The organism is Ideonella sp. BN130291, assembly GCF_036231905.1.
In the GTDB taxonomy this organism is placed as follows: domain Bacteria; phylum Pseudomonadota; class Gammaproteobacteria; order Burkholderiales; family Burkholderiaceae_C; genus CAMLIZ01.
In genome coordinates this window covers 263,308-285,198 of sequence record NZ_JAZARE010000001.1, presented here as the reverse complement: position 1 = coordinate 285,198, position 21,891 = coordinate 263,308, and the positions used below count along the sequence as shown (strand labels likewise).

Genomic DNA, 21,891 nt, shown 5'->3' with positions numbered 1-21,891 from the left:
CAATGGCGAAGGAATACAAGGATCTCGTCGTCGGCCTGGACATCGGCACCGCCAAGGTGATGGCGGTGGTGGCCGAGGTCATGCCCAATGGCGAGCTGCGGGTGGCCGGCATCGGCACCGCGTCGTCGCATGGCCTGAAGCGCGGCGTGGTGGTGAACATCGACGCCACCGTGCAGAGCATCCAGCAGGCCTTGAAAGAGGCCGAGATGATGGCCGACTGCAAGATCACGCATGTGTACACCGGCATCACCGGCAGCCACATCCGCGGGCAGAACAGCACCGGCATGGTGATCGTGCGCGACAAGGAAGTGACGCCGGTGGACGTGGCGCGCGTGGTGGAGACCGCCAAGGCGATCAACATCCCGAACGACCAGAAGCTGCTGCTGGTGGAGCCGCAGGAGTTCGTGATCGACGGCCACGAGGTGAAGGAGCCGATCGGCATGAGCGGCGGCCGGCTCGAGGTGAAGGTGCACATCGTGACCGGTGCGCAGAGCGCGGCCGAGAACATCATCAAGTGCGTGCGCCGCTGCGGCCTGGAGGTGGACCAGCTGGTGCTCAACCCGAGTGCCAGCAGCGCGTCCGTGCTCACCGAGGACGAGAAGGACCTGGGCGTGGCGCTGGTGGACATCGGCGCCGGCACCACCGACGTGGCGATCTTCACCGACGGCGCCATCCGCCACACTGCGGTGATCCCGATCGCCGGCGACCTGATCACCAGCGACATCGCGATGGCGCTGCGCACGCCCACCAAGGACGCGGAGGAGATCAAGGTCGAGTACGCGGTGGCCAAGCAGCTGCTGGCCGACCCGAGCGAGCAGCTCGAGGTGCCCGGCCTGGGCGACCGGGCGCCGCGCATGCTGAGCCGCCAGGCGCTGGCCGGCGTGGTGGAGCCGCGGGTGGAAGAGATCTTCTCGCTGGTGCACCAGGTCATCCGCGAGAGCGGCTACGAGGAGCTGCTGTCCTCCGGCATCGTGCTGGCGGGCGGCTCGGCGGTGATGCCCGGCATGGTGGAACTCGGCGAGGACATCTTCCTCAAGCCGGTGCGCAAGGGAATTCCCACGTACAGCGGTGCGCTGTTCGACATGGTGGCCAACCCGCGTTCGGCCACCGTGATGGGTTTGCTGGAAGAGGCGCGGATCGCCCGCGCGCGAGGGCATCGCGCGGCGCAGCAGGCAGGGTCGGTGAAGACCCTGTTCGGCCGCGCGAAAGACTGGTTCTTGGGGAATTTCTGATGAACGGGCTCGACATGAAGCTCGGTTGGGTCGCTGTCTTCGGGCAGCGAAACACAAGGGGTTTGACGAACCCCATCGTGAATCAACGGCAACTGCAACATTGACGAAGGAGAGGTGCACCATGGCGATCGAAATGATCGAGGAGTTCAACCAAGGCACGCAGATCAAGGTGATCGGTGTCGGTGGCGGCGGCGGCAACGCGGTCGAGCACATGATTGCGCAGGGCGTGCAAGGCGTGGAGTTCATCTGCGCCAACACCGACGCCCAGGCACTCAACCGCTCGAGCGCGAACAACATCATCCAGCTCGGCACCACCGGCCTGGGTGCGGGTGCCAAGCCCGACCAGGGCAAGGCGGCGGCCGATGAGGCGGTGGACCGCATCCGACAGGCGATCGACGGCGCGCACATGCTGTTCATCACCGCCGGCATGGGCGGCGGTACGGGCACCGGCGCCGCGCCGGTGATCGCACGCGTGGCCAAGGAGATGGGCATCCTGACGGTGGGCGTGGTGACCAAGCCCTTCGAGTTCGAGGGCAACCGCCGCATGAAGGCCGCCGACAACGGCGTGGCCGAGCTGGAAGCGAACGTCGATTCTCTGATCGTGGTGCTCAACGAGAAGCTGCTGGAGGTGATGGGCGACGATGTCACCCAGGAGCAGGCCTTCGCGCACGCCAACGACGTGCTGAAGAACGCGGTGGGCGGCATCAGCGACATCATCCACATCCCTGGCCTCGTGAACGTCGACTTCGAGGACGTGAAGACGGTGATGAGCGAGCCGGGCAAGGCGATGATGGGCACGGCGCAGGCCGGCGGCCCGGACCGCGCCACCAAGGCCGCCGAAGCCGCGGTGGCCTGCCCGCTGCTGGAGGGCATCGACCTCTCCGGCGCGCGCGGCGTGCTGGTGCTGATCGCGGCGAGCAAGGCGACCTTCAAGCTGAGCGAAAGCCGCAACGCGATGAACACCATCCGCCGTTATGCGGCCGACGATGCGCACGTGATCTACGGCACCGCCTACGACGAAAGCCTGGGCGACCAGCTGCGCGTGACGGTGATCGCCACCGGCCTGTCCCCCGCCAAGCGCGCCCAAGCGCCGCTGACGGTGGTGCAGCAGCCGGCCGTGGGCCTGCGCACCGGCACCGACAACCTGCCGATCCTCAACCAGGCCGTGCAGCACCCGCCGGTGCAGCACAACTACGAGCACCTGAGCACCCCCAGCGTGTGGCGCAACGGCCGCACGCAGGCCGCCGCGAAAGTGGACGCACTGGCAAGCAACGGCATGGACGAGATCGAGATCCCGGCCTTTTTGCGTAAGCAGGCTGATTGATACGGTGCTGAGCTACTGCGGCCACCGATCTGCGCCTTGTGATGCTCGCCGTACAGGAAGTACGGCTGCGCTTCTCAGGCGCACCTCGGTGCCCTCGCTACGCTCATCCCCGCATCAATCGGTGCGATAGCGAACATTTCTCTCCTTCGTCCCACCCTGCGTGCCCTTGTCGGCGCGCGGGGATGGACCGTCTTCCTACAATCGCGGGATGCTGCAACAACGCACCCTGAAGTCGCTCACCCGCGCCGTCGGCGTGGGGCTGCACAGCGGCCAGAAGGTCGAGCTCGTGCTGCGGCCCGCGCCGCCTGACACCGGCATCGTGTTCCGTCGTGTCGACCTGCCCACGCCGGTGGACATCCCCGTGCGTGCCAGCGCGGTGTCGGACACCCGCATGGCGTCCACCATCTCGGTGAACGGAGACCCCGGCGCGCCCAAGGTGCAGACCACCGAGCACCTGCTGTCGGCCTGCGCCGGCCTGGGGCTGGACAACCTGGTCATCGACATCACCGCCGACGAGGTGCCCATCCTTGATGGCTCGGCGGCTGCCTTTGTGTTTCTGCTGCAAAGCGCCGGCATCGAACTGCAGAACGCGCCCAAGCGCTTCATCCGCGTGTTGAAACCGGTCGAGGTGCGTGAAGGCGAAGGGCCGAACCTGAAGTGGGCGCGGCTGGAGCCGTACCACGGCTTCAAGCTCACCTTCGAGATCCTGTTCGACCATCCGGCCTTCGACGCCACCGGCTCCCGCGTCAGCTTCGACATGGGCTCGGGCCGCTACAAGCACGAGATTGCACGCGCCCGCACCTTCGGCTTCACCAAGGACGTGGACCTGATGCGCTCGCGCGGCCTCACCCTGGGCGGCAGCATGGACAACGCGATCGTGGTGGACGACTACAAGGTGCTCAATGCCGAGGGCCTGCGTTACGACGACGAGTTCGTGAAGCACAAGATCCTGGACGCGATCGGCGACCTCTACATCGAGAGCAAGCCGATGCTGGCGGCCTACACCTCCTTCAAAGGCGGCCACGCACTGAACAACAAGCTGATGCGCCAGCTGCTGGCCGACCGCTCGGCCTATGAGCTGGTGAGCTTCGAGGACGAAGCCCAGGCGCCGGCCGGTTTTGCCGAGCTGGCACCGGCCTGGTAGCCGCTGAACGATGTTCCTCTTTCGCCTCGTCTTTGGCCTGCTGCTGGTGGCGGGGCTGCTGTGTTTTGCGATGTACCTGGGCACGCGCCAGCCGGTGTGGCGCCGGCGCGGCATCGTGCTGGTGAAGTGGACGCTGATCGCTGCGGCCGGCTTCTTCGCGGTGCTGATCCTGGAGCGCCTGGCGATGCTGCTGTAGCGGCCGCGGCACGGTGTTTGCCGAAGCCTCGGCATGTGCACCGCTGCCAGGAGTCACCATGGCCAAGTACGGCAAGAAGGCGTCTGAAAAAGTCGAGCAGGCGCTGCACGAAGAAAAGCGCGGCGAGCTCAAGAGCGGCACCTCCGGCAAGACCGTGAAGAGCCGCGCCCAGGCGATCGCGATCGGCTTGTCCGAAGCACGCAAGGAGGGCGGCAAGGTGCCGCCGCCAAAGAAGAAGGCCTCGGAGAAGTAGCGCTTCAGGCCACCTGCGCGGCTGCTGCGACCAGCGCCGCGATCTCCTCGCGGTGCGACGCATCGTGCGCCGCCATGCCGCGCACCAGCTCGCCCAGGGTGACGATGCCAAAACCGCCGAACAGGCCCTTGCGCCCGGCATGCCGGGGCAGGGTGTCGGCCAGCAGCGCGACGGTGCGTGCACGATGCGCCGCGAAGGCCCCCATCGCCTCGTCCAGCGATTGCGCCTGGTAGTCGCGCTCCACCGCCCAACTGCTGCCATCGATCTCTTGCAATTCGGGCAGGTCCTCTTCCACCAGCCTGCGAATGCGCAGCTGGTAGCCCTCGGCCTCCAGGTCGCGCAGATGGCAGGCGTGCTCCAGCAGGGAGAACAGATCGCTGCCGGGCCGCCACGCGTGGCGGTGCGGCGGCAGTGCGCGCGCCAGTGCTTGCAGCTGGGCCGGCATCTGCGCCAGTGTGTCCAGCAGGGCGGGATCGGAAGAAGGGTCGGTGGTGGTGTGCATTGTCTTATGGTAACCATCGGGTTACCATAAACGCAAGATGAACGAACCATCCCCCTTACCCTTCCAGGCTTCCGATGCGCTGCAGGCGCTGGCCGATCCCACCCGGCAGCAGATCCTGCATTGCCTGTCGCAGGAGCGATTGCATGTCGATGAGCTGGCTGCCCGCTTCCCGATCAGCCGGCCGGCCATCTCCAAGCACCTGCGCCAGCTCAAGGCGGCCGGGCTGCTGGTGGAAACGCGTGAAGGCCGGCGCAGCTATTACGGCGTGAACCTGGCTCGCCTGCGCGAGCTGGAGGTCTGGCTGGCCGAACAGCGCCGGGGCTGGCAGGCCGGCCTGGCGCGCCTGAAACGCATGGTCGAACATGACGACTGAGGCCGCGGTGGACGTGCGCCTGCACGGCCTGGTGATCGAAGGCGACGCCTGGCTGGCGGCCCCGGCCGAGCGGGTCTTCGATGCGCTCACTACGCCAGAGTGGCTGGCCGCCTGGTGGGGCGAGGACGACAGCTACACCAGCAGCAACTGGCAGATCGCGCCGGTGCCCGGCACGCCCTGGCGCTGCGACATCGTGACCCGCCATGGTGTGCGGCACGGTATCCACGGCGAGGTGCTGGCAGCCGAGCGGCCTACCCGCTTGTGCCTGTCGTGGCAACCGAGCTGGCAGCCCGAACTCTGCTCCGAGGTTGAGTTCACGCTCCACGCGCAGGCGGGCGGCACGCAGTTGTGCCTGCGCCATCGCGGCTTCCGGCCTGACTTCACCGGCCTCACCACCCATGCCGCTGGCTGGCCCTGGGTGCTGGGTTGGCTGGCGCGATGGCTCATCACCCCCACCCCACGCGGAGAGACCCATGAATGACACGCCCACCACGCTGAAAGCGGTGATCGACGACGCGCTCGCCCTGCACCCGGACGATGCGCCGGCGGCAGTGCGGCGGCTGGAAGACGGCTTTGCCCTGCTGCCTGCAGCACCTGAGCAGGCAGAGCTCTTCGTGCGCAGCCTGGAGCATGTGCTGCTCGGGCACCGCGACGATGCCGCGGCGTACGCCACAGCGCTGGACCGGCTGGCGCCCGCGGTGGCCGGGCAGGCTGCGGCGGAGCTCGCCGTGGCGCGCGGCCGCTTGGCCATCACCCTGCTGAGCGATCCGGTGGCCGCCAAGGCATCGTCCCTGCCTGCGGCGGAGACCGTGCGTGCCCACTACAACGCCGCGCTGGCCCTCACACGCCGCAGCGCATGGCCGCGCGTGCAGGCGCTGGTGCAGCAAGCCGGCGATCTGGCTGAGCACTCCGGCGAGCCGGCTGCACAGAAGGCGCTGGCCGCGCTGACCAACAACATCGCCGGTGACCTGCGCTACTACTTCGGAGCGGCCCACCGGGCCGATGCCGGGCGTGTGCACACCATGCTGGACGCGGCGCAGCGCGCGCGTGCGGCCTGGGAGCGCGCCGGCGGCTGGATGGAGGTGGAGCGTGCCGACTACCAGCTTGCGCTGTGTCATGCGGTCGCTGGCCAGGGCACCCAGGCAGTGGCGCATGCGCAGGCCTGCCTGCAGCGCTGCGAGGCCAACGGGGCGGACGCCTACGAGCGGTTCTTCGCCCAAGAGGCACTGGCGCGAGCGCACTGCAGCGCCGACCAGCCGGGTGAAGCGCGCCGCACCCGTGACCGCATGGCGCAACTGCTGGCCGAGGTGCAGGACAAGGACGCACACGCCTTTGCAGCCGACACCCTGGCCGCGCTGGACAAGGAATTCGCGCTCGCCTGAGGCGGCGCTCAGTACGTGCGCCCGCGCTTGTACTGCGCGTGCGAGCGCCGCGTGAGCGTGGTGGAGCGTGCCATCGCGGCAAACGAAGCGCCGGCATGTGCATGGGTGATCGCGATGCCCAGCGCATCGGCCGCGTCCTTGCCCGGCAAACCGGGCAGCTTGAGCAGCCGCGCCACCATGTCCTGCACCTGCTCCTTGCGCGCCTGGCCGTGGCCCACCACCGCCTTCTTCATCTGCAGCGCGGTGTATTCGGACACCGGCAGCCCGCTGGAGACCAGCGCCGCCAATGCGGCACCGCGCGCCTGGCCCAGCAGCAAGGTGCTCTGCGGGTTGACGTTGACGAACACGATCTCCACCGACGCTTGCGCCGGCTGGTAGCGCGCGATCACCTCGCGCACACCGTCGAAGATGATCTTCAGCCGCCCTGGCAGGTCGCCCTTTGCGGCATCGCCGGTGCGGATGGTGCCGCTGGCCGCGTAGTGCAGCAGCGCGCCTTCGCAGTCCACCAGGCCGAAGCCGGTGGTCTGCAGGCCGGGGTCGATGCCGAGGATGCGCATCACAAGTTCAGCTTGAAGTACCAGCGCACCGAATGGAAGAACACCGGTGCCGCAAAACACAGCGGTGCCACGCGGTCCAGCAGGCCCACCGCACCGGTGACGGTGCTGCGGTTGCCCCAGTGGTGCACACCGGCATCGCGCTTGAGCGCCTTCATCACGAACTCCCCCAGGGTGCCCGAGGCACCTGCGATGAAGGCCATCACCAGCGCCTGGCCGACCTTGAACGGCGTGATCCAGTACAGCAGGGCGCCCACCAGCGCAGCGGCGAAAGCGCCCACCAGCCAGGCCGGCCAGGAGAAGCTGCGGCTGATCTGGCGCGCGATCGGGCGGCGCCGCAGCCGTCGGCTGGCCGCTTCCTGGGCCAGCTGGGCGGTGGCGGCGACGAAGACCAGGAAGAACAGCAGGAAGGCTCCGCCGCCGGCGTAGTGGGGAAAGTCCAGCAGCAGCAGCGCGGGCGCATGCGACAGCCCGTAGACGCTGACCATGATGCCCCACTGGATCTTGGCGTTGCGTTCCAGAAAGCGCTGCGGATCACCGGCCAGGGCGCCCACTACCGGAATGGCGAGGAAGGCATACACCGGTATGAACACGGTGAACAGGTCGAAGCTGCGGCTGCCGACCAGCAGGTATTGCAAGGGCAGCACCACGAAGAACGCCAGCAGCAGGCTGCGGTGGTCGCCGCGCCGGGTGTGCATCAGCGTGATGAACTCGCGCAGCGCCAGGAACGAGATCAGCGTGAAGAGCAGGGTGGCACCGAAGGCACCCGAGATCCACGCCAGCCAGAACACCGCCGCGCTGATCCACACCGCGGAGAGATCTCGTTTGTAGCGCTGGTGGCGCTCGCGCTGCACCGGCGCCAGCTCGCGCACCGACACCATCACCGCCAGCACGGTCGCGATCAGCAGCAGGCCGAAGAGGATGACGAACAGCAGCGCAACCTGCTGCTCCACCGACAGCGCCTTGAGGGACTTGAACAGCGCCGTCATGTCAGTTGCTTCCCGGGCGCACCGCCAACACCGCGCTACGAGCCCGATCGAGGAACACCCGCTTGTCTTCACCCGGTGCCAGGTTGATCGGCGCACCGAAGGTCACGCTGCACAGGATGGGCACCGGCACCACTTCGCCCTTGGGCATCACACGCTGCACGTTGTCGATCCAGGCGGGGATCAGCTGCACCTCGGGGAACTGCTGCGCCAGGTGGTACAGCCCGCTCTTGAACGGTTGCGGATCGCCCTTGTTGCTGCGTGTGCCTTCGGGAAAGATCACCAGCGAATCGCCGTTGCGCAAGGCTTCCACCAAGGGCTCCAGCGGGTCCTGGTCGTCGGTGCGCTGGCGGTTCACGTACACCGCGTTGAACACCGCGCTGGTCAGCCACTGCTTGAAGGGCGTGGAGGTCCAGTAGTCCTTGGCCGCGATCGGGCGGGTGTGGGCGCGCAGGTCGCGCGGCAGCGCGGCCCAGATCAGCACCCAGTCGAGGTGGCTCTGGTGGTTGGCGAAGTAGATGCGTTGTTCGGCTTTGGGAGGGCAGCCGAGCCAGTGCCCTTGTGCACCGGTGATCAGGCGCGCGATGAACGCGAGCACCAGCCCGGTGAAGTCGGCCAGTGAGGACATCCGCGCATCTTAAGGGCGCACCGACGGAGGACGGGCGTGGCGCAAGGCCAGCGCGACCAATTGCTCGAGTTCCACCGGCTTGGCCAGGTGATCCACCATGCCGGCGGCCAGGCAGCGGTCGCGCTCCTCGGCCATGGCGTGTGCGGTCAGGCCGATCACCGGCAGGCGGGGGTCGAGCCGGTGGATCTCGCGCGTGGCGACATACCCGTCCATGTCGGGCATCTGGATGTCGGTGAGCACCAGGTCATAGGCGCCCGGCCCGGCCTGGCGCACGCATTCCACCGCGAGCCGGCCGTTCTCCACCAGCGTGAGCCGGGCGCCTTCCATGCGCATGATGGCCTCCAGCACCAGGCCATTCACCTCGTTGTCTTCCGCCGCCAGCACCACCATGCGGGCCAGCCGGCCGCCGGTGTCTTCGCGCGGGAGGTCCGGCACGGTGGGCCGGCTCAGGCAGGTCGCCACATGGCGTGCGCGCAGCGGCGCCTCCAGCAGGATGGCACGTTGGCGCAGCGACGCCGGCAGCTCGGCGGCCAGCGCGTGCGTGACCACGGCCACACGCCGGCCGGCCTGCAGCGCCGCCTCGGCTTCGTCGCACAGTGCCTCGTCCTGCAGGGAGTCGGCCGGCAGCACCACCAGGTCCGGCGCCAGCTGCAGCCCATCGCGTGCGGTCGTGCAGTGCACCTCCATGCCCTGGTGGCGCAAGGCCTCGGCCACATGCGCCTGGCTCACCGGGCCGGCCAGGGCCACGCGCCCGGGTGACGGTGGCGCAGGAGGCTGCGCGTCCACCAGCGGCACGCGCACGCTGAAGGTGCTGCCCACGCCCGGCTCACTGCGCACGCTGATGCTGCCGCCCATCATGTCCAGCAGATGGCGGCTGATCACCAGGCCCAGGCCGGATCCGCCGAAGCGGCGCGTGGTGGAGGAGTCGGCCTGCTCGAAAGGCTTGAACAGGCGCTGCAGCGATTCGGGCGCGATGCCGATGCCGCTGTCGCGCACGCTGAACCACAGGTCGTGTGCATCGCACCACACCCGCAGCTCGATGCCGCCGCTTTCGGTGAACTTCAGTGCGTTCGACAGCAGGTTGCCCAGCACCTGGGTCAGCCGCAGCGCGTCGCCACGCAGGCGTGAGGGCAGGGCCAGCGATTCGTCGACCCAGAAGTGCAGGCCCTTGGCAAACACCCGCGGCGCCACCAGCGAGACGGCGCGGTCGATCACCGGCCCCAGCTCGAAGGGCTGCGACTCGATCCTGAGCTTGCCGGCCTCGATCTTGGCGAAGTCGAGGATGTCGTTCACCACCCCCAGCAGCACCTGGCCGGAATCCAGGATCATGCGGAAGGTTTCTTCCGGCGAGCGGTCGCGGTCACCGCGCGCGGCCACTTCCGCCAGCCCCAGCACCGCGTTGAGCGGCGTGCGGATCTCGTGGCTCATGTTGGTGAGGAACTCGGTGCGCACGCGGGCCAGCCGCTCGGCTTCGGCCAGGGCGGCATCGCGGGCCCGCTCGGCGGCCACGCGCTCGGTGATGTCGTTGAAGCTCACCACCGCGCCCACGATGTGGCCGCTGCGCCACATGGCGCGTACCTCGTAGACCACGGGCAGCGGCGGCGCATCCGGGCGCGGCAGCAGCGCCCCTTCCACACGCGTGGCCTCGCCGGTGCGCAGGGTGTGCTCCAGCGGGCTGGCAGCCGCCGCGGGCGGCTCGGCCCGTGCGCACAGCAGGGCATGCGCCACTTCGCCCATCAGCGCCTCGGCGCTGCGGCCCAGCATGCTGCAGGCGGCGGCGTTCACAAAGGTGATGCGGCCCTCGGCATCCACGCCGAACAGGCCGTCGGCGGTGGACTCGAGGATCAGGCGCAGCTGCGACTCGGCCTGTTGCACCGCCGCGCTGCGCTCGTGGACTTGGCGCTTCAGCTGGTTCTGGTGCTCGGTGAGCAGACGCTGCGCTTCCGCCTGCACGCTGATGTCGCTCACCCCGACGATGCGCGACGTGTGGCGAGCGCTTCTCAGCAGGCCGACGCTGACCTGCGCCAGGAACGGCCTGCCGTCAGCGCGGTGGCCGGTGAACACACCGGCGTCGGCCGAAGCGCCCGGCCCGTCCGCCGGCGCGATGTCTTCCAGGCCGGCAATGAACTGCTCCACCGGTTGCGCCAACAGCCGGTTCAAGGGACAGGCAAACAGCGCTTCCGCATGGCGGTTGGCGCGTTCGATGCACCCGTGTTCGTCCACCACGAGCAACGCGTGGGGCGCCGTCTCGAACAGCAGCTGGGCGTGCGTTTCACTTTCCTGCAGCCCGTTCAGCGCCTCGCGCTCGGTGGTGACGTCACGCACCGTGGTGATCACGCCGCGCACCGTGCCGTCCAGGTCACGGTCGGGTGTGTACACCCCATTCACCCAGCGCGGTTGCGGGTCTGCGGCGCGCTCGGTGCGCCTTGTCCAGCCCACGGTTTCGCCCTGCATGGCGCGATCGAGGTAAGGCGCCAGGTCGCGGTAGATCGCGTCGCCCACCACGTCCCGGTACGGGCGGCCGACGATCTGGGAGCGCTGCATGCCGAACCAGTGGCAGTAGTGCCGGTTGACCCAGCGGTAGATGCCCGTGTGGTCGATGTAGGACACCAGCGCGGGTACCGCGTCCATCACCAGCTGCAGCAGGTGAGCCGGGTGCTGTGGTGGCGCCTCGGCTGGCAGCCCTTGTGGCAGCGTCGGTTGCCACAGCTGCTGCAGCCCTGGCTCCGGCACCGGCTGGTCACGCAGCCGTTCCAGGTAGGCCGCCGCGGCACGGCTGTCGGTGCGCACCAGCGCCAGCAACTCGTCGAAGGCGGTGTCGTTGGCTGCCGGCGAGGCGCCGGGTGCGGGCCGGGGCGGCTCGCCGGGCGCGGCGAGGTGCTCTTGCGCGTCCGCCCGTTTCGTGCCCATGAAGCGCCCGTCCCTGTGCGCGCCACTGAGGGCGCGTTTGGGTCAGTATAGGAACGGGGAACCGCGCGGGCGCAGGTCTCCCCCAAAGGTGGGAGCTTTGGCGCAGGGGTTATCCGGGCGCCGAAGCCCCCGCCCGCGCCGTGGGCGCGCGGCGCTTCAGTGGCGGAAGTGGCGCGTGCCGGTGAACACCATGGTGATGCCACGCTCGTTGGCTGCGGCAATCACTTCGTCGTCTCGCATCGAGCCGCCCGGCTGGATGACGCAGGTGGCGCCCGCATCGCACACCACGTCCAGGCCGTCGCGGAAGGGGAAGAAGGCGTCGCTGGCCACCGCCGAGCCCTGCAGCGTGAGGCCGGCGTTCTGCGCCTTGATGCCGGCGATGCGGGCGGAATCCACCCGGCTCATCTGGCCGGCGCCCACGCCCAGCGTCATGCCACTGGCGCAGAACACGATGGCATTGCTCTTGACGAACTTGGCGACCTTCCAGGCGAACAGCAGGTCCTGCATCTGCTCGTGCGTCGGCTGCTTGGCAGTGACCACGCGCAGCTCGCTGGCGGCCACGTTCTTGGCGTCGGCGGACTGCAGCAGCATGCCGCCGCCGACGCGTTTGACGTCCAGCGTGTTGCCCTGGCGCGAAAGCGGCACCTCCAGCAGGCGCACGTTCTGCTTGGCGGCGAACACCTCGCGCGCCTCGCGGCTGATCTTCGGGGCGATGATGACTTCGACGAACTGCTTGGCCACGCTTTCGGCGGCGGCCGCGTCCAGCGGCTGGTTGAAGGCGATGATGCCGCCGAAGGCCGAGGTCGGGTCGGTCTTGAAGGCCTTGGCATAGGCCTCCACCGCCGTGCCGCCCACCGCCACGCCGCAGGGGTTGGCGTGCTTGACGATCACGCAGGCCGGCGCGTCGAAGGTCTTCACGCACTCCCAGGCCGCGTCGGCGTCCGCGATGTTGTTGTAGCTGAGCTCCTTGCCCTGCAACTGCACCCAGTGCGCCAGGGTGCCGTCGGCCGGCTTGGCGTCGCGGTAGAAGGCGGCGCTCTGGTGCGGGTTCTCGCCGTAGCGCAGACCCTGCGTCTTCACCAGCTGCAGGTTGAACACCGCCGGGTACTCCTGGCGTGCCGGCACGCTGGCCGTGGTGTTCTCCGCACCTTCTTCCAGCGCGGTGAGGTAGTTGGTGATCATGCCGTCGTAGGCAGCGGTGTGGGCGTACACCTTCTTCGCCAGCATGAACTTGGTGTTGCGTTCGATCTTGCCGCGTTGCAGCTCAGCCAGTACGCGGGTGTAGTCGCTGGGGTCGATCACCACCGCCACGTCCTGCCAGTTCTTGGCGGCGGCACGCAGCATGGCGGGGCCGCCGATGTCGATGTTCTCGATCGCGTCGTCCAGCGTGCAGTCAGGTCGAGCGGTGGCCTGGGCAAAGGGGTACAGGTTGACGATCAGCAGATCGATGGTGCCGATGCCGTGCTGCTGCAGCGCAGCCATGTGCTCGGCGGAATCGCGGCGGGCCAGCAGGCCGCCGTGGATGCGCGGATGCAGGGTCTTCACCCGGCCGTCCAGCATCTCCGGGAAGCCGGTCACTTCGGATACTTCGGTCACCGGCAGGCCCGCATCGGCCAGCAGCTTGGCCGTGCCACCGGTGGACAGCAGCTTGACGCCGGCGCCCTGCAGGGCACGCGCGAAATCGACGATGCCGGTCTTGTCGGAGACGGAGATCAGGGCGGTGGTCATGGGAGAAGTCACTTCACGAGTTTGTGTTCGAGCAGCTTGCGCCGCAGCGTGTTGCGGTTGATGCCCAGCCACTCGGCCGCACGCGACTGGTTGCCCTCGGCATGCTGCATCACCACGTCCAGCAGCGGTTTTTCCACCGCCGCCATGATCATTTCGTGCACCGAATGCGGCTCGGCACCGCGCAGGTCCTTGAAATAGGTTTCCAGGCTGTCGCGGATGCAGTCCTCGATGTGCTTCTTGCTCATGGTCGGTTCATGCTTGCAGCGCCATGGTGTCGTCGTTGGCCGCGCCGCTGGTGGCGGGCAGCCGGTGATGGGTGTCGGCCAGGCGATCGAACCAGTCGCTGAGCGCGAGCACCTGGTCCTCGCAGCGCTCGAGCAGGTTCATGCGGGCGCGAAAGGCTTCGCCGCCCGGCAGCGAACGCACCGCCCAGCCGATGTGCTTGCGCGCGGTGCGCACGCCGGCCTGCTCGCCGTACAGGCCGTAGTGGTCGTGCAGGTGTTCCACCAGCCACTGCTTGGCCTGCCGCACTTCAGGCGGCGGCAATGTTTCGCCGGTGGCCAGGAAGTGCGCGATCTCGCGGAAGATCCAGGGCCGGCCCTGCGCCGCGCGGCCGATCATCAGCGCATCGGCCTTCGTGAAAGCCAGCACCTCGCGGGCCTTCTGCGGCGAGTCGATGTCGCCGTTGGCCACCACGGGGATGGACAGGGCGGCCTTCACCGCCGCGATGGTGGCGTATTCGGCCTCGCCCTTGTAGCCCTGTTCGCGCGTGCGGCCATGCACCGTGACCATGGCCACGCCGGCGCTTTGTGCCGCGCGGGCGATGCGCACCGCGTTGCGTTCGCTCTCGCACCAGCCGGTGCGCATCTTCAAGGTCACCGGCACGCCGTGCGGCTCGCAGGCCGCCACCACCGCCTCGACGATGGCCAGCGCCAGCGGCTCATCCTGCATCAGCGCGGAGCCGGCCCACTTGTTGCACACCTTCTTGGCCGGGCAGCCCATGTTGATGTCGATGATCTGCGCGCCGCGGTCGATGTTGTAGGCCGCGGCCTCGGCCATCATGGCCGCGTCGGTGCCGGCGATCTGCACGGCGATCGGCGCGGTCTCGCCCTCATGGTTGGCGCGGCGCGAGGTCTTCAGCGAGTTCCACAGCTCCTTGCGCGAGGTGACCATCTCGCTCACCGCATAACCTGCGCCCAGGCGCTTGCACAGCTGGCGGAACGGCCGGTCCGTCACACCCGCCATGGGGGCGACGAACAGGTGATTCGGCAGCTCGATCCGGCCGATGCGCATGGGAAGAGGGAGAAGGGGAGTGCTGAAAAAGGAGGCAGGAGTATAGCGGCCGGGGTGGGCGCGCCCATGCTGCGCCGCGCCATGGCAGCCACCGCCGCGCACCCGGTGCGCCACCCATAATCGGCCGCCATGGAAGCCTGGATGCACACATGGCTGGCGGCCCTGGCGCTGCCCGAGTTCGGCCTCAGCACGGTGTTCCTGGTGTCCATGGTGTCGGCCACGCTGCTGCCCCTGGGCTCGGAACCGGCGGTGTTCGGCCTGGTCAAGCTCAATCCGTCGCTGTTCTGGCCGGCCGTGCTGGTGGCCACCGCCGGCAACACGCTCGGAGGTGCCATCTCCTGGTGGATGGGTTATGGCGCCGAACGCACCTACGAACGTGTCACCCACCACAAGCCGCACGAGCATCGGGCCTTGCGCATGCTGGAACGTTTTGGTGCCAAGGCCTGCCTGCTGAGCTGGCTGCCGCTGGTGGGCGACCCGCTGTGCGCAGTGGCGGGCTGGCTGCGGCTGCCGTTCTGGCCCTGCGTCGCCTTCATGGCGGTGGGCAAGTTCGGCCGCTACCTCACGATGACGGCAGGCGCCTTGTGGTTGTGGCCGGGGGTGTTCAGACCGTAATGCGGTCGCGAAGCGTTCGCACTCACTGCGGCGCCGCGGGGTTTTCAGGCGCGGGCGCTTTGTCGCAGCACAATCGCCCGCAACCCACAAACACAAGGAGAAAGCGCATGAAAGGCGATCCCCAGGTCCTGCAGTTCCTGAACGCGCAGCTGAAGAACGAACTCACCGCCGTGAACCAGTACTTCCTGCACTACCGCATGCTCAAGCACTGGGGCTTCGAGCGGCTGGCGAAGAAGGAGTACGAAGAGTCCATCGACGAGATGAAACACGCCGACCGGCTGATCGAGCGCATCCTCATGCTCGACGGCCTGCCCAACCTGCAGGATTTGGGCAAGCTGCTGATCGGCGAAAACGTGGTGGAGCTGCTGCGCTGCGACCTCACCTTGGAAAGCGCGGCCCAGCAGACCGTGCGTGACGGCATCACCCACTGCGAAGCGGTGCGCGACTATGTCACCCGCGACCTGCTGGAGGACATCCTCAAGGACACCGAGGAGCACATCGACCACCTCGAGACCCAGCTCGGCCTTGTCGACGCGGTGGGTGTGCAGAACTACCTGCAATCGCAAATGGAAGAGTGAGGAGTTGATTTCCCCCAAGCGCGGGGTGGAAATCAACTGAGAAGCATTCTCGTTTAGGCTAGACTGTGCAGCAGCCGGGGGGTCCGGCCTTGCTGTACACGATGATCGTCTGCCTCTGCCATCGCATTTCCGACCGTGACATCACCCAGGCGGTGAAGGACGGCGTGCCGGATTTCGAGACGCTGCAGGATGAAACCTGCATCGCGCGCAACTGCGGTTGCTGCGAGGAGTGCGCCCGCGGTGTGTTCGAGCAGGCCTGCGCCACCATCACGGTGCATCGCCCGCAGCGCGAACGCGAGCTCACCGCCAGCGCGTTCGCGACGGCCTGAGCTCAGCGGCCAGCGGGCACCAGCAGCCCCTTGGTCTCGATGAACGAGACCACCTCCGCCAGGCCTTCGCGCGTCTTCAGGTTGGTCATCACATAGGGCCGCTGGCGCCGCATGCGTTCGGTGTCCGCGGCCATCACCTCCAGGCTGGCACCCACGTAGGGCGCGAGGTCCGTCTTGTTGATCACGAAGAGGTCGCTCTTGGTGATGCCGGGCCCGCCCTTGCGCGGGATCTTCTCCCCGGCCGCGACGTCGATCACGTAGATCGTCAGGTCGCTCAGCTCGGGGCTGAAGGTGGCGGCCAGGTTGTCCCCGCCGGACTCGATGAACACGATGTCCGCGTCAGGAAACTTCTCCAGCATGCGGTCCACCGCTTCCAGGTTGATGGACGCATCCTCCCGTATCGCGGTGTGCGGGCAGCCGCCGGTTTCCACGCCGACGATGCGCTCCGGCTCCAGCGCACCGGCCACGGTGAGCAGGCGCTGGTCTTCCTTCGTGTAGATGTCGTTGGTGACGACCACCAGGTCCCAGCGCTCGCGCATGGTCTTGCAGAGCATCTCGACCAAGGTCGTCTTGCCGGAGCCCACCGGGCCGCCGACGCCAACGCGCAGGGGCGGCAGTTTCTTGGTGCGGCCGGGAATCGAATGCAGGGTCATGGATGCCCCTCGGGCTGTGGTGTTTGTTCGATCAGGTCGATGTAGGCGCCGGCCACCAGGGCGGACGCGGGAATGCCCAGCTGCTGCATCAGCGAGCGGGCGATCGCCAGCCCTTCTTCCTCGTGCTGGTCCGGGCGCAACACGACTTCCAGCTCCATGAAGTGGCCCAGGCCCTCGACATGGTCCAGGTGCACGCGCGTGGCGCCCACCAGGTACAAGGTGCGCTGCTTGCGCACGCGGCCGCGCAGCCCGTTGCTGCGCACCAGCGCCTCGCGCATGGCGGCCGGCTCCGGCACCGGGGTGACGATGTAGCGGGAGGTCTTGGGCCCGGTGGCATCCGGGCGCTCGTAGGCGATCAGCTCGGCGCTGCCATCGCCGAACTCGCGCAGCTTGAGCCGGCCGTGGGCGCAGTGGAAGAAGGTGTCGTCCTGCAGCAGCAGCTCGGGGCCGCGACCGGCGATGGCGCGGGCACGCGCCTCCAGCGTTGCGGGGTCGTCCACGCGGGCCTTGATCTCGGTGTTGCGGGCCATGGCGGTTCAGGAACGGAAGAGGCGCGAGTATTGCGTCTCGTGCTGCGCGCTCAGGATGGCGAGCATCGGCGCGAAGGCCTGGCGCTGCGTGTCGTCCAGGGCGAGCGCGCCTTCCACCACCGCGGGAATGGCGTGGCTCAGCTGCTGAAGGATGCGCTGGCCGGCGGCCTGGCCCAGCGGCACTGCCTTGATCGCGGCCTGCACCATGTTTTCCGCCCAGCCGAAGGCAAAGGCGTTGAGGGAGGCGGCGAGCGGGGCGCCGGTCTGCAGCGTGGCCAGCGCAAAGGCCACGGGCCAGGTGGGCGCGGGTCGCAAGGCTGCCAGCACCGCCAGGCGCGCATCGGCGGCATCGCGGTGGCGCAGCCAGTCCAGCAGCGAGCGCCCCATCTGCTCCGTCTGCTGCAGCAGCTCGCTGGATTCGCGGGTCTGGCGCACCCAGTCGTTGAGGGCGCTCAGGCGCTGCGGGTCGCCTTGTTGCCAGGCGCGGAAGGCGGCTGCCAGCACGGGCAGCTCCGACCGCGCCATGCTGAGGTGCAGTTGATCCGCCAGCCAGGTGGCGGCACTGGATTCATCGCTCACGTGGCCGGATTCGACCGCCGGCTCCAGGCCTTCCGAATAGCTGAAGCCCCCCACCGGCAGCGCCGGCGAGGCGAGCCAGATCAGCTGCAGCAGGGAGGCCGGCTGCAGCGGCTCAATGTGGGCGGTCGCCATGCCCGTGGTCGTGGCCGCAGCCGGGGCCGTGCACATGGGCCGGGGCGGGTGCGGCGGTGACCGCCACGCCGATCGGCCGGCCGCGTGCGGGAGAGGATGCGGACGCGGGCGGCGCGTGATGGCCGTGACCGTGATCGTGATCGGGGTGGTGGCTGTGCTCGTGTCCATGCATGTGGGCCGCATGGCCGCCGGCCGCATAGGCCCCCGCCTCCGGCTCGAAGGGCGCCTGCGCCTCGCTCACGATCAGGTGCATCTGCCGCAGCAGGTCGGCCAGCACATGGTCCGGCTCCAGCTTGAGGTGGTCCGGCCGCAGCTCCAGCGCCACATGCCGGTTGCCCAGGTGATAGGCCGCGCGCAGCAGGTCGAAGGCGCTGCCGTGGTCGGGGCAGTGGCGCACCACCAGCACCGGCTGGTCGGCCGCCGTCACCCGGATCAGCGAGCCGTCCTCGGCCACCAGCACGTCACCACCGCGCACCACGCTGCCACGCGGCAGGAACACGCCGAGCGGGCGCCCCTGGCTGTCGGTCGCGTCGAAGCGGCTTTTCTGGCGCACGTCCCAGTCCAGTTCAACGGTGGCGGCGCGCTTGAGCAGCACCGTGCTCAGGCCGTGGCCGCCGGGAAGGAGTTTGTTGATGGTTAGCACGGGATCGCCTTGTCCGGTGAAACAGGATGGATTAGTATAACGATCGTTATAACGGAGATCGTGATGACTGCCCTGAAACTCACCCAGATCGGCAATTCGGTGGGAGTGATCTTGCCCAAGGAGGTGCTCGCCCGATTGAAGCTCGAAAAGGGCGACACGGTGTACATGACCGAGGCGGTGGATGGAGTACGTCTCACTCCCTACAGCCCAGAATTCGAGCGGCAGATGTCTGCGGCACGGCGGATCATGAAGAAGCGCCGTGACGTGCTTCGCGAGCTGGCGAAGTGAGGCTCCCTACGAACGACGGTTGGATCTGGATTGATGCGGCGGTGATCAGGGCGGTCCACGACGAGCAGCTGTCCGAGCACGGGGGAGCGGGTGGAACAAGAGACGAGGGCCTGCTGGAGTCTGCGCTTGCGAAGCCTCGTCATTTGGCGAACTACGGGAATCCCGACGTGGCTGCCTTGGCCGCTGCCTATGGATTCGGCATTGCTCGCAACCATCCATTCGTCGATGGCAACAAGCGAACGGCCTTCGTGGCGGTGGAACTCTTTCTCGAGCTCAACGGCGCCTCGCTGGCCGCGTCGGATGCGGACTGCGTCCTGACGATGCTGAAGCTTGCCGGCGGCGAGCTCACTGAGGATGCGTTCGCCGATTGGCTCCGCGCGCACGCTGGCACTTGACGTCACGGTCAAAACAGGAAATACCGCTGCGCCATCGGCAGCACCTTGGCGGGCTCGCAGGTGAGCAGTTGCCCGTCCGCGCGGACGCTGTAGGTCTGCGCGTCGATCTCCATCACCGGCAGGTAGGCGTTGTGCACCATGTCGGCCTTGGTCACGGTACGGCAGCCTTTCACTGCCGCCAGCCGCTTGTGCAGGCCGTAGCTTTCGGCGGCACCGTTGGCCAGCGCTGCCTGTGACACGAAGGTGAGCGAGCCGCGCGCCAGCGCACCGCCGTAGCTGCCGAACATGGGGCGGTAGTGCACCGGCTGCGGCGTCGGGATGCTGGCGTTGGGGTCGCCCATGGCGGCTGCGGCGATGAAGCCGCCCTTCAGGATGAGCGCCGGCTTCACGCCGAAGAAGGCGGGCTTCCACAGCACCAGGTCGGCCCACTTGCCTTCTTCCACGCTGCCTACCTCGTGTGCGATGCCGTTGGCGCGCGCCGGGTTGATCGTGTACTTGGCCACGTAGCGCTTCACCCGCGTGTTGTCGTGGCGCTCGCTGTCCCCGGGCAGCGAGCCGCGCTGCTGCTTCATCTTGTGCGCGGTCTGCCAGGTGCGGATGATCACCTCGCCCACGCGGCCCATGGCCTGGCTGTCGGAGCTGAACATGCTGATCGCGCCCAGGTCGTGCAGCACGTCCTCGGCGGCGATGGTCTCGCGCCGGATGCGGCTTTCGGCGAAGGCCAGGTCCTCGGCGATGCTGGCATCGAGGTGGTGGCACACCATCAGCATGTCCAGGTGCTCGTCCACCGTGTTCACGGTGTAGGGCATCGTGGGGTTGGTGGAGGAGGGCAGGAAGTTCTTTTCGCCCACCACCTTCATGATGTCCGGCGCATGGCCGCCACCCGCGCCCTCGGTGTGGAAGGCGCACAGCGTGCGGCCCTTGGTGGCCGCCACCGTGTCTTCCACGAAGCCCGATTCATTGAGCGTGTCGCTGTGGATGGACACCTGGGTGTCGGTGTCCTCCGCCACGCCCAGGCAGCAGTCGATCGCCGACGGCGTGGTGCCCCAGTCCTCATGCAGCTTCAGGCCGATGGCGCCGGCCTCGATCTGCTGACGCAGCGCCTCCGGCCGGCTGGCGTTGCCCTTGCCGAGGAAGCCGATGTTCATCGGGAAGGCATCGGCCGCCTGCAGCATGCGCGCGATGTTGTCCGGCCCCGGCGTGCAGGTGGTGGCAAAGGTGCCGGTGGCCGGGCCGGTGCCGCCGCCCAGCATGGTGGTCACGCCGCTCATCAGCGCCTCTTCGATCTGCTGCGGGCAGATGAAGTGGATGTGGCTGTCGATGCCGCCGGCGGTGACGATCATGCCTTCGGCCGCGATCACCTCGGTGCCCGGGCCGATGACGATGTCCACGCCGGGTTGCACATCCGGATTGCCGGCCTTGCCGATCCTTGCAATGCGGCCGGCGCGCAGGCCGATGTCGGCCTTCACGATGCCCCAGTGGTCCACGATGAGCGCATTGGTGATCACGCAGTCCACCGCCTCATGCAGGCCAGGCCCGTTGATGCGCTGGCTTTGCCCCATGCCGTCGCGGATGGTCTTGCCGCCGCCGAACTTCACCTCCTCGCCATAGCCCCCCGCGGCCAGCGTGAGGTCACGCTCCACCTCGATCAGCAGGTCGGTGTCGGCCAGGCGCAAGCGGTCGCCGACCGTGGGGCCGAACATCTCGGCGTACGCGCGCCGTCCCAACGTGGCCATCAGAGGCTGCCCTGAACGAGGCCGCGGAAGCCCCACACCTGACGGTCGCCCGCGTAGTCCACCAGTTGCACCGTGCGCTGCTGCCCGGGCTCGAAGCGCACCGCGGTGCCCGAGGCGATGTTCAAGCGCATGCCGCGCGCCGCTTCGCGGTCGAAACGCAACGCGGCATTGGTCTCGGCAAAGTGGTAGTGCGAGCCCACCTGGATCGGCCGGTCGCCGCTGTTCTGCACCACCAGCGTGGTGCAGCGGCGGCCCGGGTTCAGCACATGGTCGGGGCCATCGACCAGCAGTTCGCCGGGCGTCATCGCACGCTCCTCATTTGCGGCGCATCCACCAGGCCAGGCCGGCGGCGACCACGCCCACCACCACAAACCCCAACGCATCCGTGGCATGCCAGTGCGGCCCGTCGATGCCATGGCCCTCGTGGGCCAGGGCAGTGGCCGCACTCATGGCCGAACCGATCGCCACCAGCACATTCCTCATCTTGGTGCTCCGCTCATGCAATGGGTTGGTGCACGGTCACCAGCTTGGTGCCGTCGGGAAAACTGGCTTCGACCTGGATCTCCGGGATCATCTCGGCCACGCCGTCCATCACGTCGCCGCGGGCCAGCACCTGCTTGCCTTCGCTCATCAGCTCGGCCACCGACTTGCCGTCGCGGGCGCCTTCCATGATGGCCGCGCTGATCAGCGCCACCGCCTCCGGATAGTTGAGCTTCAGGCCGCGGGCCTTGCGCCGCTCGGCCAGCAGGGCGGCGGTGAAGACCAGCAGCTTGTCCTTTTCGCGAGGCGTGAGTTCCATGTCAGCGCCGCCCGGCCGCCCGAAGGCGCTGACGCGCCCCCTCGGGGGGCAGCGAACGAAGTGAGCGTGGGGGTTGCTTCATTGGTGGCGCTTGGGTGCAAGAAAGGTG

Annotated in this window: 29 protein-coding genes; 13 read left to right on the top strand and 16 right to left on the bottom strand. The window is 68.2% G+C overall.

Features of this window, described 5'->3' with window-relative positions; all coding sequences use genetic code 11:
* Nucleotides 1–2: 2 nt before the first annotated feature.
* The 5 genes from ftsA (at nucleotide 3) to VPH43_RS01310 (ending at nucleotide 4,149) form a co-directional block, all read left to right on the top strand.
* Nucleotides 3–1,232: a cell division protein FtsA gene (ftsA, locus tag VPH43_RS01330; RefSeq protein WP_328575844.1), complete on the top strand. Its 1,230-nt coding sequence runs from the start codon at nucleotides 3–5 to the stop codon at nucleotides 1,230–1,232.
* Between the two features lie 121 nt (nucleotides 1,233–1,353).
* Nucleotides 1,354–2,556 (top strand): cell division protein FtsZ, encoded by a 1,203-nt coding sequence (gene ftsZ, locus VPH43_RS01325; protein WP_328575843.1) that lies wholly within the window; start codon nucleotides 1,354–1,356, stop codon nucleotides 2,554–2,556.
* Between the two features lie 208 nt (nucleotides 2,557–2,764).
* Nucleotides 2,765–3,700: a UDP-3-O-acyl-N-acetylglucosamine deacetylase gene (lpxC, locus tag VPH43_RS01320; protein WP_328575842.1), complete on the top strand. Its 936-nt coding sequence runs from the start codon at nucleotides 2,765–2,767 to the stop codon at nucleotides 3,698–3,700.
* Nucleotides 3,701–3,710: 10 nt separating this feature from the next.
* Nucleotides 3,711–3,896, top strand: coding sequence for a hypothetical protein (locus VPH43_RS01315; RefSeq protein WP_328575841.1), 186 nt, complete (start codon nucleotides 3,711–3,713; stop codon nucleotides 3,894–3,896).
* A gap of 58 nt (nucleotides 3,897–3,954) precedes the next feature.
* A complete protein-coding gene (locus VPH43_RS01310) occupies nucleotides 3,955–4,149 on the top strand; it encodes a DUF6496 domain-containing protein (protein ID WP_328575840.1) in 195 nt (64 codons plus the stop codon).
* A gap of 4 nt (nucleotides 4,150–4,153) precedes the next feature.
* Here VPH43_RS01310 and VPH43_RS01305 read toward each other — a convergent pair whose 3' ends face one another.
* Entirely contained in the window at nucleotides 4,154–4,651 is a 498-nt protein-coding gene (locus VPH43_RS01305; protein WP_328575839.1) for a DinB family protein, read from the bottom strand.
* 37 nt (nucleotides 4,652–4,688) lie between these two features.
* On the opposite strand from VPH43_RS01305, the gene VPH43_RS01300 reads away from it, so the two are divergent.
* The 3 genes from VPH43_RS01300 to VPH43_RS01290 are packed head-to-tail and all read left to right on the top strand — an operon-like array spanning nucleotide 4,689 to nucleotide 6,406.
* Nucleotides 4,689–5,024 (top strand): ArsR/SmtB family transcription factor, encoded by a 336-nt coding sequence (locus tag VPH43_RS01300; RefSeq protein ID WP_328575838.1) that lies wholly within the window; start codon nucleotides 4,689–4,691, stop codon nucleotides 5,022–5,024.
* Nucleotides 5,014–5,505 (top strand): SRPBCC family protein, encoded by a 492-nt coding sequence (locus VPH43_RS01295; RefSeq protein ID WP_328575837.1) that lies wholly within the window; start codon nucleotides 5,014–5,016, stop codon nucleotides 5,503–5,505. The genes VPH43_RS01300 and VPH43_RS01295 overlap by 11 nt, the downstream gene beginning before the upstream one ends.
* A complete protein-coding gene (locus tag VPH43_RS01290) occupies nucleotides 5,498–6,406 on the top strand; it encodes a hypothetical protein (RefSeq protein ID WP_328575836.1) in 909 nt (302 codons plus the stop codon). Before VPH43_RS01295 ends, VPH43_RS01290 begins: the two co-directional genes overlap by 8 nt.
* Before the next feature lie 8 nt (nucleotides 6,407–6,414).
* On the opposite strand, the gene ruvC is transcribed toward VPH43_RS01290, so the two are convergent.
* The 7 genes from ruvC to dusB all read right to left on the bottom strand — a co-directional run bounded on the left by ruvC (nucleotide 6,415) and on the right by dusB (nucleotide 14,505).
* Nucleotides 6,415–6,963 carry a crossover junction endodeoxyribonuclease RuvC gene (gene ruvC, locus VPH43_RS01285; protein WP_328575835.1) on the bottom strand — a complete coding sequence of 183 codons (549 nt, stop codon included), beginning with the start codon at nucleotides 6,961–6,963 and terminating at the stop codon, nucleotides 6,415–6,417.
* On the bottom strand, nucleotides 6,963–7,949 hold the full coding sequence (locus tag VPH43_RS01280; protein ID WP_328575834.1) for a phosphatidate cytidylyltransferase: 987 nt from the start codon (nucleotides 7,947–7,949) through the stop codon (nucleotides 6,963–6,965). The genes ruvC and VPH43_RS01280 overlap by 1 nt, the downstream gene beginning before the upstream one ends.
* Before the next feature lies 1 nt (nucleotide 7,950).
* Nucleotides 7,951–8,574: a lysophospholipid acyltransferase family protein gene (locus VPH43_RS01275; protein WP_328575833.1), complete on the bottom strand. Its 624-nt coding sequence runs from the start codon at nucleotides 8,572–8,574 to the stop codon at nucleotides 7,951–7,953.
* A gap of 9 nt (nucleotides 8,575–8,583) precedes the next feature.
* Nucleotides 8,584–11,484, bottom strand: a complete 2,901-nt coding sequence (locus tag VPH43_RS01270) for a PAS domain-containing protein (protein ID WP_328575832.1) — start codon at nucleotides 11,482–11,484, stop codon at nucleotides 8,584–8,586.
* A 156-nt stretch (nucleotides 11,485–11,640) separates the two neighbouring features.
* The gene (purH, locus tag VPH43_RS01265) at nucleotides 11,641–13,212 is read right to left on the bottom strand and encodes a bifunctional phosphoribosylaminoimidazolecarboxamide formyltransferase/IMP cyclohydrolase (protein WP_328575831.1); all 1,572 of its coding nucleotides are present in this window, start codon (nucleotides 13,210–13,212) and stop codon (nucleotides 11,641–11,643) included.
* 8 nt (nucleotides 13,213–13,220) lie between these two features.
* Nucleotides 13,221–13,457 (bottom strand): Fis family transcriptional regulator, encoded by a 237-nt coding sequence (locus VPH43_RS01260; RefSeq protein ID WP_328575830.1) that lies wholly within the window; start codon nucleotides 13,455–13,457, stop codon nucleotides 13,221–13,223.
* A 7-nt stretch (nucleotides 13,458–13,464) separates the two neighbouring features.
* Nucleotides 13,465–14,505 (bottom strand): tRNA dihydrouridine synthase DusB, encoded by a 1,041-nt coding sequence (dusB, locus tag VPH43_RS01255; RefSeq protein ID WP_328575829.1) that lies wholly within the window; start codon nucleotides 14,503–14,505, stop codon nucleotides 13,465–13,467.
* A 129-nt stretch (nucleotides 14,506–14,634) separates the two neighbouring features.
* On the opposite strand from dusB, the gene VPH43_RS01250 reads away from it, so the two are divergent.
* The 3 genes from VPH43_RS01250 (at nucleotide 14,635) to VPH43_RS01240 (ending at nucleotide 16,027) form a co-directional block, all read left to right on the top strand.
* Nucleotides 14,635–15,120, top strand: a complete 486-nt coding sequence (locus VPH43_RS01250) for a YqaA family protein (RefSeq protein ID WP_328575828.1) — start codon at nucleotides 14,635–14,637, stop codon at nucleotides 15,118–15,120.
* 107 nt (nucleotides 15,121–15,227) lie between these two features.
* On the top strand, nucleotides 15,228–15,698 hold the full coding sequence (gene bfr / locus VPH43_RS01245) for a bacterioferritin (RefSeq protein WP_328575827.1): 471 nt from the start codon (nucleotides 15,228–15,230) through the stop codon (nucleotides 15,696–15,698).
* 101 nt (nucleotides 15,699–15,799) lie between these two features.
* Nucleotides 15,800–16,027, top strand: a complete 228-nt coding sequence (locus VPH43_RS01240) for a (2Fe-2S)-binding protein (RefSeq protein WP_328575826.1) — start codon at nucleotides 15,800–15,802, stop codon at nucleotides 16,025–16,027.
* 2 nt (nucleotides 16,028–16,029) lie between these two features.
* On the opposite strand, the gene ureG is transcribed toward VPH43_RS01240, so the two are convergent.
* Genes ureG through ureE form a run of 4 tightly spaced genes read right to left on the bottom strand, consistent with a single transcriptional unit; the run spans nucleotide 16,030 to nucleotide 18,564 of the window.
* Entirely contained in the window at nucleotides 16,030–16,680 is a 651-nt protein-coding gene (gene ureG, locus VPH43_RS01235; RefSeq protein ID WP_328575825.1) for an urease accessory protein UreG, read from the bottom strand.
* Nucleotides 16,677–17,210: a class IV adenylate cyclase gene (locus tag VPH43_RS01230; RefSeq protein ID WP_328575824.1), complete on the bottom strand. Its 534-nt coding sequence runs from the start codon at nucleotides 17,208–17,210 to the stop codon at nucleotides 16,677–16,679. Before VPH43_RS01230 ends, ureG begins: the two co-directional genes overlap by 4 nt.
* 6 nt (nucleotides 17,211–17,216) lie before the next feature.
* Entirely contained in the window at nucleotides 17,217–17,921 is a 705-nt protein-coding gene (locus VPH43_RS01225) for an urease accessory protein UreF (protein WP_328575823.1), read from the bottom strand.
* Entirely contained in the window at nucleotides 17,902–18,564 is a 663-nt protein-coding gene (ureE, locus tag VPH43_RS01220) for an urease accessory protein UreE (RefSeq protein WP_328575822.1), read from the bottom strand. The genes VPH43_RS01225 and ureE overlap by 20 nt, the downstream gene beginning before the upstream one ends.
* A 63-nt stretch (nucleotides 18,565–18,627) precedes the next feature.
* On the opposite strand from ureE, the gene VPH43_RS01215 reads away from it, so the two are divergent.
* Both VPH43_RS01215 and VPH43_RS01210 read left to right on the top strand, forming a co-directional pair.
* A complete protein-coding gene (locus VPH43_RS01215; protein WP_328575821.1) occupies nucleotides 18,628–18,852 on the top strand; it encodes an AbrB/MazE/SpoVT family DNA-binding domain-containing protein in 225 nt (74 codons plus the stop codon).
* The gene (locus VPH43_RS01210) at nucleotides 18,849–19,247 is read left to right on the top strand and encodes a type II toxin-antitoxin system death-on-curing family toxin (RefSeq protein ID WP_328575820.1); all 399 of its coding nucleotides are present in this window, start codon (nucleotides 18,849–18,851) and stop codon (nucleotides 19,245–19,247) included. Before VPH43_RS01215 ends, VPH43_RS01210 begins: the two co-directional genes overlap by 4 nt.
* A gap of 8 nt (nucleotides 19,248–19,255) precedes the next feature.
* Here the strand turns inward: VPH43_RS01210 and ureC are convergent, their stop codons facing one another.
* Genes ureC through ureA form a run of 4 tightly spaced genes read right to left on the bottom strand, consistent with a single transcriptional unit; the run spans nucleotide 19,256 to nucleotide 21,782 of the window.
* Complete coding sequence (gene ureC, locus VPH43_RS01205) at nucleotides 19,256–20,983, bottom strand: urease subunit alpha (RefSeq protein WP_328575819.1); 1,728 nt, start codon at nucleotides 20,981–20,983, stop codon at nucleotides 19,256–19,258.
* Entirely contained in the window at nucleotides 20,983–21,288 is a 306-nt protein-coding gene (locus VPH43_RS01200; protein ID WP_328575818.1) for an urease subunit beta, read from the bottom strand. Before VPH43_RS01200 ends, ureC begins: the two co-directional genes overlap by 1 nt.
* 10 nt (nucleotides 21,289–21,298) lie before the next feature.
* Complete coding sequence (locus VPH43_RS01195) at nucleotides 21,299–21,466, bottom strand: hypothetical protein (protein ID WP_328575817.1); 168 nt, start codon at nucleotides 21,464–21,466, stop codon at nucleotides 21,299–21,301.
* A gap of 13 nt (nucleotides 21,467–21,479) precedes the next feature.
* Entirely contained in the window at nucleotides 21,480–21,782 is a 303-nt protein-coding gene (gene ureA, locus VPH43_RS01190) for an urease subunit gamma (protein ID WP_328575816.1), read from the bottom strand.
* Nucleotides 21,783–21,891 lie beyond the last annotated feature (109 nt).